This is a genomic window from Dyella sp. (assembly GCF_036384435.1).
Classification (GTDB): domain Bacteria; phylum Pseudomonadota; class Gammaproteobacteria; order Xanthomonadales; family Rhodanobacteraceae; genus GSA-30.
Map to the genome: position 1 here is coordinate 43,084 of NZ_DASVMI010000197.1, position 15,734 is coordinate 58,817.

General features: G+C 60.9%; 6 protein-coding genes. 3 read left to right on the top strand and 3 right to left on the bottom strand.

The genetic code is table 11. The features are described from left to right. Window positions 1-2: 2 nt before the first annotated feature. On the bottom strand, window positions 3-3,161 hold the full coding sequence (locus VF436_RS21225; protein WP_330906052.1) for an efflux RND transporter permease subunit: 3,159 nt from the start codon (window positions 3,159-3,161) through the stop codon (window positions 3-5). Window positions 3,162-3,581: 420 nt separating this feature from the next. Next, window positions 3,582-6,722 carry an efflux RND transporter permease subunit gene (locus tag VF436_RS21230; protein WP_330906053.1) on the bottom strand — a complete coding sequence of 1,047 codons (3,141 nt, stop codon included), beginning with the start codon at window positions 6,720-6,722 and terminating at the stop codon, window positions 3,582-3,584. A gap of 280 nt (window positions 6,723-7,002) precedes the next feature. On the opposite strand from VF436_RS21230, the gene VF436_RS21235 reads away from it, so the two are divergent. The 3 genes from VF436_RS21235 (at window position 7,003) to VF436_RS21245 (ending at window position 14,579) form a co-directional block, all read left to right on the top strand. Continuing rightward, the gene (locus VF436_RS21235) at window positions 7,003-10,023 is read left to right on the top strand and encodes a TonB-dependent receptor (RefSeq protein WP_330906054.1); all 3,021 of its coding nucleotides are present in this window, start codon (window positions 7,003-7,005) and stop codon (window positions 10,021-10,023) included. A gap of 488 nt (window positions 10,024-10,511) precedes the next feature. Further along, window positions 10,512-13,523, top strand: coding sequence for a TonB-dependent receptor (locus VF436_RS21240; protein ID WP_330906055.1), 3,012 nt, complete (start codon window positions 10,512-10,514; stop codon window positions 13,521-13,523). Window positions 13,524-13,910: 387 nt separating this feature from the next. Further along, entirely contained in the window at window positions 13,911-14,579 is a 669-nt protein-coding gene (locus VF436_RS21245) for a response regulator transcription factor (RefSeq protein WP_330906056.1), read from the top strand. 10 nt (window positions 14,580-14,589) lie between these two features. On the opposite strand, the gene VF436_RS21250 is transcribed toward VF436_RS21245, so the two are convergent. After that, a complete protein-coding gene (locus VF436_RS21250; RefSeq protein ID WP_330906057.1) occupies window positions 14,590-15,342 on the bottom strand; it encodes a GntR family transcriptional regulator in 753 nt (250 codons plus the stop codon). Window positions 15,343-15,734: the final 392 nt, after the last annotated feature.

The window sequence follows — 15,734 nt, forward strand, 5'->3', positions numbered from 1 at the left end:
CGCTAGCGTGCGTCTTGCGCTGCCAGCTTGAGCGCCCGCTTGATGGCACGCCGTTCACGTCGTGCCTGTTTACGTTGCTTGCGGTCGTGGTTCCACAGATAGATGGCCGGGGTGCTGAGCAGGGTCAGCAGTTGCGAGACCAGCAGGCCGCCGACGATGGCGATGCCCAGCGGCTGACGCATTTCCGATCCCACGCCAAAACCGATGGCCAGGGGCAGGGCGGCGCCCATGGCGACCAGGGTGGTCATGGTGATCGGGCGAAAGCGCACCAGGGCGGCTTCGCGGATAGCCTCGGGTGCGGGCAGGCCGCGTTCGCGTTGCGCCACCAGGGCAAAATCCACCATCAAGATGGCGTTTTTCTTGACGATGCCGATCAGCATCAGGATGGCGATGATGGCCATCACCGACACCTGCGTGTGTGTGACGAACATGGCCAGAAATGCACCGGCGCCGGCGGCGGGCAGCGTGGACAGAATGGTAAGCGGATGGCCAAGGCTCTCATAAAGAATGCCAAGTACGATGTACATCGCAAGAATCGCCGCCCCGAGAAGAATCCAACCGCTGTTCTGCGCCTCTTGCAGGCGCTGGTTCTGCCCGGTGAACTCCACCTTGACGCCCACCGGCAGGCCCACAGCGAGCGCAGCCTGGTTGACCAGGGCGATACCGCGATCCTGCGAAACGCCTTCAACGAGGTTGTAGGTGATCGTGGAGGCTTCCAACTGGTTGTGATGGCGGATACCCGTCGGACTCATGTCCGGGTCGATATGCGCGAACGCCGAGAATGGAATCATCTTGCCGGCGCTGTTGCGCACGCGCAGGTTGAGCAGCGTTTCCGGGCTGAGCGAATCGGCCTTCGATGAAGTGAGCACCACCCAATACTGGTTGATGTCCGAGTAGATGATCGACACCTGACGCTGGCCGAAGGAATCGTAGAGTGCCGAATCGACGTTGCCCATGCCGACCTGCAACTGGCCGGCCACGTCACGATCGACCTTGATCATCTGCTGCTTGCCGACCTGGTCGAAGTTGCTGGAGATGTCGCGCATATCCTTGATCGTTCGCATATAGCGAACCATCTTCAGTGTCCATGGTTGCAGGTCGTCGCCGTTGGTGCTGATCAGCTGGAATTCGTACGAGCCGCCCTTGTCACCGCTGCCGCCGCCGCCAAGGAACTGCACCAGGTCCATCGATACGCGAACGTTGGGCAACTGGTCGTATTGCTTGGAAAGGCGCTCAATGACCTGCCGGGAGGTTTCATGCCGATCGTTGGGGCCGTCACCGCGTGGCTTGAGGTCGACGAACATGGTACCGGCATTGCCGACCGCGTTGCCGCCGCCATTACTGCCCAGCACGGTGAGAACGTCGAGTACGGCGGGGTCCTTGCGCATGATCTCGGCGGCTGCCTGCGCGCGCTGCGACATCAAGGCCGGGGATATATTGGTGTCGGCACGTATATCGGCTTGCAGCATGCCGATATCTTCCTCGGGCATGAATGTGCCGCCAGCGGTCTTGACCACTGCGAGGGCCAGCACCACGGTCATGATCAGCAACAACAGCGGCTGCCAGCGCATCAGGCGTCGATGCCGCATCGCCCAGTCCAGTGCGCGTTCGTAGCGGCGTTGCAGGCCGCGATCAAAGCGCTCCAAGGCGCGCTCGAAACGCCCGGGAGGCTTGCGATCGTGCTCCAGCTTGAGGAAATACCCGCAGAATGCAGGCGTCAGGGTCAGCGAGACCAACGCCGAGATCACCACGGCTGCCGTCAGAGTCACCGAGAATTCGCGCAACAGCATCACCAGCATGTTGTTGCCGAAAAGCATCGGTGCGAATACGGCGATGAGCGAAAGCGTGATGGAGATGACCGTGAAGCCGATTTCGCGCACTCCCGTGATGGAGGCGACGATAGGTGGCTGGCCTTGTTCCATGTGCCGTACGATGTTCTCGATCACCACGATGGCGTCGTCGACCACGAAGCCGATGCACAGCACCAGTGCGACAAGAGACAAGGTGTTGAGGCTGTACCCAAGCGTCCACATGACCGCGAAGGCTCCAGCCAGGGACAACGGCACGCTGACCATCGCGATGAGCGTGGGGCGCAACTGGCGCAGGAACACGAACATCACCAGCGCGACCATCGCGATGGAGATCAGCAATGCGGTCTGCACCTCGTTGAGTGCCGAGCGAGTGGTCTGGGTCAGGTCGAAGATCGGCGTAATTTCGACATCCGCGGGCAACCACTGGCGTAGCTCAGGCAGGCGACGGCGAATCTCTTCCACCGTCGCGACGGCATTGGCTTCCGGGCGTTTGCTGATTTGCATGGCCACCGTGCGGCCATCGTTGAACCAGGCGGCCTGGTAGATATCCTGCTGGCCGCTGGTCACCGTGGCCACATCCGACAGCCTGACCGGAATGCCATTCTTGGTCGAGACGATCAGTCCGGCGAAGTCTTCGGGCGTGTGCAATGCGTCATTGGCGCTCAGGGTGACCTGGGTGTGGCCATCGGTCAGTGTGCCCTGGGGAGAAATCACGTTGGCGGCAGTCAATGCGTTGGCAACGTCATTGGCCGTCAGACCCTTGTTGGCCAGCGCATCGACATTCAGTGCCACGCGGACCGCGTGCGCGGTGCTACCGAAGACCTGCACCTGCGCCACGCCGTCGATCTGGGCAACAGCCGGCTTGAGTAGCGTATCGGTGAGGTCGAAGAGTTTGTCCGTCGGTAGCGACTTCGAGCGTAGTGCGACCAGCAACACCGGGATCTGCGAGGTATCGAACTTGAAATACTGTGGCGGGCTGGGCATGCCCGAGGGAAGGTCAGCCGCGGCGGCGTTGATGGCCGCCTGGACGTCGCGGGCGGCCTTGTCGGCACTGCGCCCCAGGCTGAAACGCACCTGCACCGACGCCGAGCCTTCGCTGGCGTTGCCGTACATGTCCTCGATACCGGGGATGCGGCCGATATGCCGCTCCAGAGGCGCCAGAACCGTGGTGGCCATGGTCTGGGCGCTCGCACCGGGCATTTGCGCAGCCACATACACGCCGGGAAATTCCAGCGTGGGTAGCGCGGCTACGCCGAGCAGCCTGTATGCCCAGATACCAGCGAGGACCAGACCGATCGCCAGCAGCGATGTGCCAACCGGTCGGCGAATCAATGGAGCGAAAATATTCAAGTGCATCCCCACAGGTGTAGACAAAGCGCGTTCCAGCACTTTTGCGTACGTGGGCGCCATGGCGCCGCACGCTTGGAGCGACAAAGTCGATGATCGGTTCCCCGACAAGCAGGGAAATGTGCCTTAAGTCCGGCCGTGCCGAAAGGCAGGGGGTCAGATTATGTGTGCCTGTCGTGTCAATCAGGCTGTCGTTCTTGAGCTTGCGCTGACAGATCGACTTCAGAATTTCGAAAAGCCTCTTATCGACGTGGTCGTTCCGGCGCAGGCAGGAATCTAGCGCCTTTGGCCTCGTCTAGGCCAAGCCATTCAGGCCTCGGGCTTATGCCAGAACGACTGGACAAGCGGTTTCTCCAGGTCTCTCCTCAGCCGCAGACCGGGGCTTTTGTGTTCGCGCGGACTCTCAAAACGCTCTGCCACCCCCTACGAATAAGCGGCAAGTCGCCGTAGCCGCTTGCGTTCGCGGCGCGCGGCCTTGCGTTGCCTGCGGTCGTGGTTCCAAAGATAGATGGCCGGGGTGCTGAGCAGGGTCAGCAGTTGCGAGACCAGCAGGCCGCCGACGATGGCGATGCCCAGCGGCTGACGCATTTCCGATCCCACGCCAAAGCCGATGGCCAGGGGCAGGGCGGCGCCCATGGCGACCAGGGTGGTCATGGTGATCGGGCGAAAACGCACCAGCGCGGCTTCGCGGATGGCCTCGGGAGCGGGCAGGCCGCGCTCGCGTTGTGCCACCAAGGCAAAATCCACCATCAGAATGGCGTTTTTCTTCACCACGCCGATCAGCATCAGCAACGCGATGATGGCCATCAGCGACAGCGGTGTGCCGGTCAGCAGCATCGCCAGGAACGCCCCCATGCCAGCGGCAGGCAGGGTCGACAGGATGGTCAGCGGATGGCCTAGGCTTTCATAGAGGATACCCAGCACGATATACATCGCCAGGATCGAGCCGATCAGCAGTACCTGCGCATTGGACTGCGTCTCTTGCAAGCGCTGGCTGTCGCCGGTATAGCCGATCTGGATGCCGGCGGGCAGTCGCGCATCGGCGACCACCTGTTCGATCATGCGCATCGCCTGGTCCTGCGCCAAGCCGGGTGCGGTGTTGTAGTAGACCTGGGCGGCTTCGAGCTGGTTGGTATGAATAACGAACGACGGCGTGACGTTGGACTGGACATGCGCGACCGCCGATAGCGGAATCATCGTCCCGGCGGCGTTGCGCACATAGGTGTTGAGCAAGGTGGCCGGATCGAGCGAGCGCTCCGAGGCGGAGGTCAGCACGACCCAGTACTGGTTGATGTTCGAGTAGATGATCGAGACCTGATTCTGGCCAAAGGCGTTGTACAGCGCCGAATCGACCATGCCCATGCCCAGTTGCAGGCGTCCGGCAGCCTCGCGGTCGACCTTGATCATCTGCTGCTTGTCGATGCTGTCGTAATCGGTGCTGACATCACGGAAATCGGGCAGCTTGCGCAGCTTCGCGGCGACTTTCAGCGCCCAGGGCTGCAAATCGGCATTGTTGCTGCTGATGAGCTGGAAGCTCTGGCTGCCACGACTGCTGTCGCCACCGCCATTGAAGAATCCGATGGAATTCATCGAGACGCGCAGCTCCGGTAGCGCGTCGTACTGGCGCGACAGGCGCGCCATGACCTCCTTGATCGATTCGCGCCGCTGGCCGGGGCCGCTGCCGCGCGGCTTGAGGTCGATGAACATGGTGGCCATGTTTCCCACGGCGCCGCCGGCATTGTCGCTGCCCAGGAATGTCGTGACATCCTGGACTGCCGGGTCGGCCTGCATGATCGCCGCCGCGCGCCGGGCACGCTCGGCCATGCGGGTCGGGGAAATATTCGCGTCGGCGCGAACGTCGCCCTGGATCATGCCGATATCTTCTTCCGGCATGAAGTTGAAGCCGTACAGCTTGACGATACCGAACGCCATCGCCCCGGTCAGTACCAACAAGATCAATGGCTGCCAGCGCATCAGCCGACGATGGCGCATGGCCCAGTCCAGCGCGCGGGCGTAGACGTCGTGCGTACCGCGGTCGAAACGCTCCAAAGCGGCCTCCCAACGGCCCTGGGGACGATCCGTCGCCTCGGCCTTGAGCAGCTTGCCGCACAGCGCCGGCGTCAGTGTCAGCGACACCACGGCCGAAATCACCACGGCGGACGTGAGCGTGACCGAGAACTCGCGCATCAACTGGGTGAATTCGTTGTTGCCGAACAGCAACGGCGCGAAGATCGCGATCAGTGACAACGTGATGGATACCACCGTGAAGCCGATCTCGCCCACGCCATGGAGCGCTGCGGCCAGCGGCGCTTTGCCCTGTTCAAGGTGGCGCACGATGTTCTCGATCACCACGATGGCATCGTCGACCACGAAGCCGATGCACAGCACCAGCGCTATCAACGACAAGGTATTGAGCGTATAGCCCAGGACCCACATGACGGTGAATGCGCCGGCCAGTGAGAGCGGTACGCTGATCATGGCAATCAACGTGGGGCGCCAGCGTCGCAGGAACACGAACATCACCAGCGCCACCATGACCACCGAGATCAGCAGCGCGGTCTGCACTTCGTGCAGAGCGGACTTGGTGGTCTGGGTCAGGTCGAAAATCGGCGTGATGGTGAGATCGGCTGGCAACCACGCGCGAAACTGCGGCAACTTCGCGCGAATGGCGTCAGCCGTGGCTACCGCATTGGCTTCCGGGCGCTTGGTGATGCGCACGCTCACCGAGCGCTGGCCGTTGAACCACGCGGCCTGGTATTCGTCCTGCTGCCCGCTGGTGACCTTGGCCACGTCGGACAGGCGTACCGGGCGGCCGTTGCGGGTGGCGATCAGGATATCGGCGAAGTCCTTCGGGTCCTGCATGGCATCGTTGGCCTGCAGGGTCAGTTGGGTATGGCCATCGGTCAGCGTGCCTTGCGGCGAAGTGACGTTGGCGGCGGTCAGCGCATTGCGTACGTCCAGCGAGGTCAGGCTCATCGCCGCCAGTGCGTTGTTATTCAACTCCACGCGCACGGCCTTGGGGCGGCCACCGAGCACGCGTACCTGGGCGACCCCGGGAATCTGCGCGATCGCCGGGGTGATCAGGGTGTCGGTCAGGTCGTAGAGCCGGTCCGGCGGCATGCTGTGCGAGGTCAGCGACAACAGCAACACCGGAATATTGGCGGTATCGAATTTGAAATAGCGCGGCGGGATCGTCAGGCTCGGCGGCAGATCCGGCTGCGCGGCATTGATGGCCGCCTGGACATCGCGCGCAAGACGATCGGTGCTCCGACCGTAATTGAAGATCAGCCGGATGGACGTGGAGCCGTCATTGCTCTCCGAATGCATCTCCTTCAGGCCAGCGATACGCCCCAGGTGGCGTTCCAGCGGCGCAGCCACCGTGGCGGCCATGGTTTGCGCATTCGCGCCCGGCACCTCGGCATAGACCGCCATGCCAGGGAATTCCAGCGAGGGCAGCGCGGCAACCCCGAGCAGCAGGTACGCCCACGTCCCGGCCAGCAGTAGTCCCAGAGCAAGCAGGGATGTGCCAACCGGGCGCCGGATGAAGGGTGCGAACAGATTCATGCGGCGGACTCTAGGACTCCCGGCCTTCGTAGGGATGTGCTGCCAGTGGGGGGGGCATGTTCCGCCCAGTGGGGTCGCGAAAGGAAAGCTTGAGCTTTTTTTCTTATAGGACAAGTCTGAAATACTATAAAAAACAAGCACTTTTGTTGACCTTCGCGGGTTCGGCTCCTATGGTTTGCGTGCGCAAGAACTTGCGAATCGGTTCCTGGCGCAGTTCTCGGGCGGCTGGTTGGCCATCCGCCCTACCTCGCAAGACAGCAAACCTCTAGGGAGTGACAGGATGCAAATAGGGATAAATCACGAACGGGTGCCGTCACGGCGCTTGGCATGTCTGGCCATGGCGATCGGCGCCGCACTCGGCGCAGCGGGCGTCGCCACGGCGCAATCCAATGCCTCGGGCGTGATTTTCGGTCGTGTCAGCGCCGAGCAGGGGAACACCATCCATATTCAAAGTACCGACACCGGATTGAGCCGCGAAGTCAGCCCGGATGCGGAAGGCCGCTATCGTGTGCCGTCATTGCCGGTGGGACGCTACAAAGTGAGTCTGCATCGCGGTGATCAGGTGATGGAGGTGCGCGACAATGTGCAGGTATCGCTGGGCTCGGGTGTGGACGTCTCCTTTGCGAACGGCCCGGCCGATGCCAAGGACCTGGCCGGTATCCAGGTGACCGGCAACACCCTGCCATCCATCGATGTATCCAGCGTCGACTCGCGCACGGTTCTGGACTCGGCGCAGTTGCACAAGTTGCCGCTGGCGCGTGATGTCACCGCCGCGGCCCTGCTGGCCCCCGGCGTGGTCGCTGGCGATTCGCGTTATGGCAACGTGGCATCATTCGGCGGCTCATCAGCCTCTGAAAACCAGTACTACATCAACGGCTATGCGGTCACCAACGCGCTGACAGGCCTGGGGTTTATCAGCCTGCCCTTCGATGCCATCGACCAGCAGCAGATCTATACCGGTGGCTATGGCGCCGAATACGGACGTTCCACCGGTGGCGTGATCAATGTCGTGACCAAGCGCGGCAGCAATCAATGGAAAGGCGGCGTCGGCCTTTACACCATTCCGCGCTATCTGCGTGACGATCCGCGCAGCATCTATCGCACGGATGGTTCGCTTTATCAGTACCGCGGCGAAAACAAGAGCTCGTCGATGCAGTACACCGGCTACTTGAGCGGGCCGCTGATCAAGGACAAGCTGTTTCTTTACGCCGCAGGTGACTTCACCCGTAGCTCCGGTACCTCCGTGACATCCGTGCTTGCGCCGCAGAAGCAGGAAGACAGCACGCGCACCCAACGCTGGCTTGCCAAGGTCGATTGGAACATCAGCGACAACCACTTGCTGGAGTTGACAGGTCTTTCCGACAAGACCACCAGTACCAGCCAGATATATCGCTATGACTATGATCGCTTCGCGGCCGGCCAGTACCTGGGGTCGGACTACACGCGCAACTTCGATGCCGGTCCGGGCTCACGTCCTGGGGGCGACGTCTACATCGGCAAGTACACTGGCTATATCACCGACAGCTTGACCATCAATGCCCTGTACGGTGCCAGCAAGACCGAACACGTGCGGCGCCTGGATTACGCCGCCAGCGCCAATTGCCCGCTCGTATTGGATAACCGGCAAGGTGCCGGTGCGCCCATCATCGGTTGCGGCCTGGTCAATGGCTCGGTGCTGGCTCCGGGCGCGCAGGACCGCACCCATGGCTGGCGCCTGGACGCCGAATACCGCGTGGGTGATCACGACCTGCGTGCAGGTCTGGACAACCAGACCCTTCGCTCGACCGCCGGCAACGTGTATGAAGGTGGTTCGCAATGGGTGTATCGCAATGCCGGTCCGGTCACTGGCCGTCCGGATATCGTGCCGCCGCCCGGTGTGCCATATGTGGTCGAACAGCGCATCTTCCAGTCCGGCGCAACTGTCAGCGTGGTGCAGGAAGCGCAGTTCATCGAGGACCATTGGCAGATCAACGACCGCTGGATGGCCTACCTCGGCTTGCGCAACGAGCAATTCAAGAACTTGAACGGCGCCGGCCAGGTTTATGTCAAGCAGCGCCACCAACTCGCGCCCCGGCTGGGCGTCACCTGGGACGTGTTCGGCGACTCCAGCTTCAAGGTCTATGCCAACGCGGGCCGTTATCACCTGGCCATTCCCGCCAATGTTGCCGTGCGTGGCGCCTCCGGATACCTGTATTCCAGCGAGTATTTCACCTATGGCGGCGTGGATGCGAACGGCGCGCCGTTGAACCTGCAACCGATAGGTTCGAAGATCTACCTCAACGGTGCCGACCAGAATACGCCCGATCCACGTACCATCGCGGCCCAGAACCTGAAAGCCTATTACCAGGATGAATACATCCTGGGTTTCGACAAGACGCTGGCCAACGACTGGGTGTTCGGGGCCAAGGCAACACTGCGCAAGCTCAAGAGCTCCATTGATGACTTCTGCGACAGTCGCCCCTTCGAGAACTATGCGCGCCGCAACGGTATCGACATCAGCAACGCCGATATCCCCGGCTGCTACCTTTTCAATCCGGGGCAGTCCAATACATTCATGGTCGATGTGGATGGGGCGGGCCATTTCGTGCCCTTCCGACTGAGCAAGGAAGACTTCACCACGCCGGCCGGCGTGGGTTTCCCGGAGCTCAAGCGCAAGTACTACTCGCTGGAGCTTTACCTGCAACACCAGTTCGATGAGCGCTGGTTTGGCCGGGTGGACTACACCTTCTCTCGCAGCTACGGCAATTCAGAAGGTCAGCTCAAATCCGACATCGGTCAGCTCGACCCATCGGTGACCCAGGATTGGGACGCCCCGGAAATCATGCAGTACACCAACGGTCCGTTGCCCAACGACCGTACCCATCAGCTCAAGGCCTACGGTTACTTCCAGGTGAGTCCGCAATGGCTGTTCGGCGCGAACCTGGCGGTCGCCTCGGGTCGTCCCAAGAACTGCATCGGCTTTGATCGTGTCGATGCGATTCGCTACGGGGCATCCTATTTCGAGTGCAACTTCCAACCCAGCCCGCGTGGATCGCGAGGCCGGCTGCCGTGGACATGGTCATTGGATCTGAACGCCGAATACCGTCCCACCTGGGCCGGCAGCCATCAGCCACTCGCATTTACCGCGAACGTATTCAACGTGTTCTCGAAGAAGCAGACGCTCGCCATCATAGAAGTCGGCGAGAGTTCGCTGGACCCGGTGACCGGACAACCCGTGCGTAGCATCAACTACCAGCGTCCAGTGGCCTTCCAGTCACCGCGATATGTCCAGCTCGGCATGCGCTACGACTTCAGCCTCTAATCGTCAGCCAGTTCTACGCCGGGTCGGTGCGTGATCACAGACGCGCGGACCCGGCACGAGGCGGCGCAAATAATCATGGGAAAACCTTGCGATTCGGTCGCTATCGCATGCGCAGGATCGCATTTACCTGCCGAAACACCCGCTGTGCGGAGACCCCAAAAACAGCGCGTGGCAGCTATTGGCTTATTGATTCAAGTACCGTCACGGCCGCAAAAATCCACGTAAATTACTAATTTACAACAACAAAATGACCCGCCCTGCGATGGTGCGAAGCATACCCTGATCTCGTTCATAAAAATTTTGTTGACGAGCGCAAGTTTTTACACCTATGGTCAGCCTGCGTATCGTTAAATCTTGCGTTGGATGCTAGGCATGGGGATGTCTTCCACAGCGATGTGGGCCACGCAGGCGGGAACGACTCGAAGTCCCGCGATCCGCATTTGGGCACGTCTGTGCCCCATATGAACCGTTTGGGGAGAGTAACTTACATGAGCAAGAACCGTATTTACGGTCAGGCGCTGTGGCGTCGGACCGCGTTGGCGGCTGCGTTGACGATGAGTTTCGCCGGTGTCGTACATGCGCAGTCCAACGCATCGGGCGTGGTGTTCGGTCGTGCCGAATCGGCCATCGGGGCCACCATTCACCTGGAAAGCGTCGATACCGGCCTTGTCCGTGACGTGACGGTCGATTCCAGCGGACGTTATCGCGCGTCCTCCCTGCCGGTCGGCCGCTACAAGGTCAGCCTGATCAAAGACGGCGCCACCGTCGACACGCGTAACGACGTGGCCGTGCAAGTGGGTACCGGTACGGACGTGAGCTTCGGCGAGGCAACCGCCTCGACCAACGCCAAGAACCTCGAAGGCATCCAGGTGGTGGCCAACGCGCTGCCAGCCATCGACGTCTCGTCGGTAGACTCGCGCACGGTGCTGACCTCCGAGCAGCTTTCCAAGGTGCCGGTGGCACGTAATGTGACCGCTGCCGCGCTGCTCGCGCCGGGCACCGTTTCCGCCGATTCGCGCTATGGCAATGCCGCTTCGTTCGGTGGCGCATCGGCCGCCGAAAACCAGTTCTACATCAACGGTTACTCGGTCACCAACTCGCTGACCGGCCTGGGTCTGGCCCAGCTGCCGTTCGACGCGATCGACCAGCAGCAGGTGCTGACCGGCGGCTACGGTGCCGAATATGGCCGCTCGACCGGTGGCGTGGTGAACATCATCACCAAGCGCGGCACCAACGAGTGGAAGGGCAGCCTTGCCGTGTTCTGGACGCCGGAGTTCCTGCGTTCGGATCCGCGCAACATCATTCAGCCGTCCAACAACACGCTCTACCAGTACCGCAACGAAAACAAGAACTGGCTGACCGAGTACAGTGCCGCCATCGGCGGTCCGCTGATCAAGGACAAGCTGTTCCTGTATGCCACTGGTGACTTCCAGAAGTCCGAAGGCAAGATCGTGGCCGGTGGCCCGAGCGCATCGGGCATCTCCAATGTCGCCTTCACCGACACCAAGACCACTCGCTGGTTGGCCAAGGTGGACTGGAACATCACCGACAGCCATATCCTGGAAATGACCGGTTTCAGCGACAAGACCAACGAAACCGACCAGATCTACAACTACAACTACAACACCCGCAGCGCGGGCACGCGCCTGGGCACGGTCGACTATAAGAACCTCGATCGCACGGGTGCCAACGCCTCCCCGGGCGGCACGTACTATATCGGCAAGTACACCGGCTACATTACCGATGACCTGACCGTCTCGGCCCTGTATGGCCGTAGCACCACCGAGCACGTGCAGAGCCCTGTCGGCGTCGGTGGCGGCGCATGCCCGTATATCACCGGCACCATCAAGCAGCCCAACGGCACCATCGTCAACGCGCCGCACTGCTTCCTGGCGGGCGGTTCGGTGATAGCCCCGGGTGCCGAAGACAAGACACACGGCTGGCGCCTGGACGTGGAATATCGTCTGGGCAGCCACGACCTGCGCGTGGGTGTGGATAACCAGACGCTTGAGTCGTACAACGGCACGTTCTACGAAGATAACCAGCGCTATACCTATGCCCAGGCGCCGGCCAATGGCGTCATCACCAGCCGCGGTATCCAGTTCCCGACCGGTACGCTCAACTATGTCGATGCCCGCGTGTTCCAGGCGGCGGCAAACGTGCGCGTAAAACAGGAAGCGCAGTTCGTCGAAGATCACTGGCAGGTAAACGATCGCTGGCTGGCCTACATTGGCTTGCGTAATGAGCAATTCAGCAACTACAACGGTGGCGGCGACGTGTATGCCAAGCAGCGTCACCAGCTCGCGCCGCGCCTGGGCCTGACCTGGGACGTGTTTGGCGATTCCACCTTCAAGGTGTATGCCAACGCCGGCCGTTATCACCTGGCGGTGCCGGCCAACGTGGCCATTCGTGGCGCTTCGGCTTCGTTGTATAGCAGCCAGTACGGCACGTTCACCGGCGTCGATCCGACCACCGGCGCACCGATCGGCTTTACGCCGTACGGCCCGACCGTATACCTGAACAATGCCAACAACACTACGCCTGATCCGCGTACCGTCGCCGCCAAGGGACTGGGTGCGTATTACCAGGACGAGTACATCCTGGGCTTCGACAAGCAACTGGCCCCCACGTGGACCTTCGGTGCGAAAGCGATCTATCGCAACCTGAAGAACATCATCGACGACATGTGCGACAGCCGTCCGTTCGAAGCGTATGCGGCCCGCAACAATATCGACATGACCAATGCCGTGCTTAACGGCTGTTACCTGTTCAATCCGGGCAAGGGCAACAACTTCCTGGTCGATGTCACCGGCAACGGTGACTTCCGCGAGTTCAAGCTCAGCAAGAAGGACCTGGGTTTCCCCGACCTGAAGCGCAAATACCTGGCCCTGGACCTTTACCTGGAGCACCAGTTCTCCGATAAATGGTACGGTCGCGTGGACTACACGCTATCGCACAGCTTCGGCAACTCCGAAGGTCTGCTGAAGTCCGACATCGGCCAGGCCGACCCATCGGTGACACAGGACTGGGACGCGCCGGAATTGATGATGGGCGCAAACGGTCCGTTGCCCAACGACCGTCGCCATCAGTTGAAGGCCTACGGCTGGTACCAGATGAACCAGGAATGGTTGATTGGCGCCAATGTAGCGGTGTACTCCGGTCGTCCGAAGAACTGCATCGGCGTGTATCCGGAAGACCCGATCCAGTACGGCGAAGCTTACTTCTACTGCGATGGTCACTTCGAATCTCGGGGTGCGGCCGGCCGCACGCCCTGGGCCTGGAACCTGGACCTGAGTGCCCAGTGGACCCCGGCGTTCGCCGACCACAAGCTGGCCTTCACCGCCGATGTGTTCAACGTGTTCAACCGGCAGGAAGTGCTGTCACGCCAGGATCTGGGCGAAACCGATCCGGGTGTGAAGGACCCTGTCTACAACCGTCCGATCAGCTTCCAGGCGCCGCGCTCGATCCGCCTGGGCGTGAAGTACGATTTCTCGTTGTAACTGTGCACACAAGCGCCGGGTGGAAAACCCGGCGTGACTCCCCAACTTCGCCGCCGGCATGCCCGGCGGCTTTTTTTTGCCGACACGCAACCGAATACCGGCGCAGTGCCGTGCATCGCCGTCAAACTGTGGCGGATAACTCAAGCCTTTTGGCCTAAATTAATCAATCACGAGAATAGTGAGTATGACTCATTCGACATAATCGCGATTAACACTTTCTGGCGTGATGCGATCTGAGCTCAAACGTATTAGCATTGTTGATCATGTTGCTGCGATTGGCCTTTTGCCATGACTGCATCATGAGGCGGCGAAGCGCGGTAAATATATACCGCGCGCCAACCATATCTAGTGCTCCACGGACGAACCGAAAAACCAGGGAGAAAGCGCATGCGAGTGGTTATTGCTGATGATCATCCGGCACTGTTGCTTGGTGCCAGGCACGCCTTGCAGAAAATGCATTCCGTCGTATTTGCCGGCGAAGCGAGCAATGGTGATCAATTATTGAAACTCTTGCGCCGTCGCAAGCCCGACGTCGCCATCGTCGATTACAGGATGCCTGCCGGAAAATACGGTGACGACGGCGTCGAGCTCCTGGCTCACATCAAACGTCATTTCCCCGGTGTGGGCGTGGTTGCCTTGACGATGTCGCGTCGTAAAGAAGATATACAAACGGTGATTTCGCAGGGTATCCGCTGCGTGGTCAGCAAATCCGATTCAAGTCTTCACTTGTACGCCGGGCTCTATGCGGCACACGCCGGCGAACATTATTTTTCGCCGACGATTGAGGCCGTCCTGCTCGATAAAGACGCTTACCGTGAGCCAAAGCGTCCCAGGCGTATGTTGACCGAGCGGGAATCGGAGGTCATTCGCCTGTATACGTCAGGCTTGACGATTAACGAGATCGCCATGGTCATGCAGCGGAGCAAGCAGACCATCAGTGCGCAAAAGGCCAGTGCGTTGCGTAAACTGCAGATCGAGTGCGACGCGGATCTGGTCAAATACCCGATCGAGGCCTATGTCATCCCGGAGGATGGCGCAAAAGGCCAGCTCCATTGAGGTACGGCGCTCAGTCGGTTTGCAGCTCCGCGACGAAATCGTAGATGTCACCGCGGTACCACGAGGTGGTGAATTCCACCACGCGGCCGTCATCGAGAAAACTGCGTCGTTCGATATTCAATCCGGCACTGCCGGTGGCCACGTGCAGCAGGCGAGCCTGCTGCGCGCCCAAGGATACCGCGCGCAATCGCTGCAAGGCCCGGCGAGGACGACTTCCGGTGCGTTCGAGTGCCTCGTAAAGCGAATCCTGCACGATCATCGGATCGGGCAGCATGCTCGCGGGCACAACGCTTCGTTCGATCGCCAGGGGTTCATCCACGGCATAGCGCACGCGGTGGAGTCGCACCACCAGCACGCCGGGCGACAAGTTCATGGCCATGGATTCTTCAGGCGTGACCTCACCGATGCTGCGCTCGGAAAACTCCGAGCGTGGATGCAGGCCACGAGCACGCAGATCTTCGGTGAAGCTGGTCAGCTTGGACATCGGCTTGACGATGCGTTCGGCGACGAACGTACCTGCGCCGTGACGTTGCGTCAGCAGACCTTCCTCCACCAAGCCGGCGATCGCCTTGCGCACTGTCACACGCGACAGGCTGAGCACTCGCGACAGGTCGCGCTCGCTCGGCAGCGCCTGCCCAGGCTCGATATCGCGGTGTTCAACGACGTTGCGGATAGCCCGCCGTAGCCGCAGATAAGCCAGCGGCTGGTGGGTTGCCGGGTCTTCGCAAAGTCGGCGGTATTCGGTGGCCAAAGCAGTTTCCATGGCGCAAACGATACCAATGACCATACCACTAGGGCAACAGGCGCGTTTTCAGGCGCTTGCTGGTTGATACCAGCAAGGAGAATGCGTGAAGCCGGCCGCTATGCAGCGTGGAAATTCGTTCGCCACGCTTGCTGTGATAGAGAGCGTAAACAGCGAACGCCGGTGTGGGTCGCCGTCTTACGGTTCCTTTTTACATTTACTGTTTACGGCGAGCTTGGCGAGCGGCTTTACCCGTCTGGAGGTCTGCCAGCATGACAGGAGGCTCCCCCCTAGCTCATCTGGTATCGCACTGGTACCATCAGTTGGGTCCGGCCGCGGCAATCCGGCCCCGGCCAAGCATCGCATCGAGGATTTCGAAGTGACGGCTTCCCCTCCGGTCGACTCATTCGACC

Coding starts and splice junctions, on each gene's coding strand:
- VF436_RS21230 (WP_330906053.1), bottom strand. CDS start 6,722: ATGAATCTGTTCGCACCCTTCATCCGGCGCCCGGTTGGCACATCCCTG.
- VF436_RS21250 (WP_330906057.1), bottom strand. CDS start 15,342: ATGGAAACTGCTTTGGCCACCGAATACCGCCGACTTTGCGAAGACCCG.
- VF436_RS21235 (WP_330906054.1), top strand. CDS start 7,003: ATGCAAATAGGGATAAATCACGAACGGGTGCCGTCACGGCGCTTGGCA.
- VF436_RS21240 (WP_330906055.1), top strand. CDS start 10,512: ATGAGCAAGAACCGTATTTACGGTCAGGCGCTGTGGCGTCGGACCGCG.
- VF436_RS21245 (WP_330906056.1), top strand. CDS start 13,911: ATGCGAGTGGTTATTGCTGATGATCATCCGGCACTGTTGCTTGGTGCC.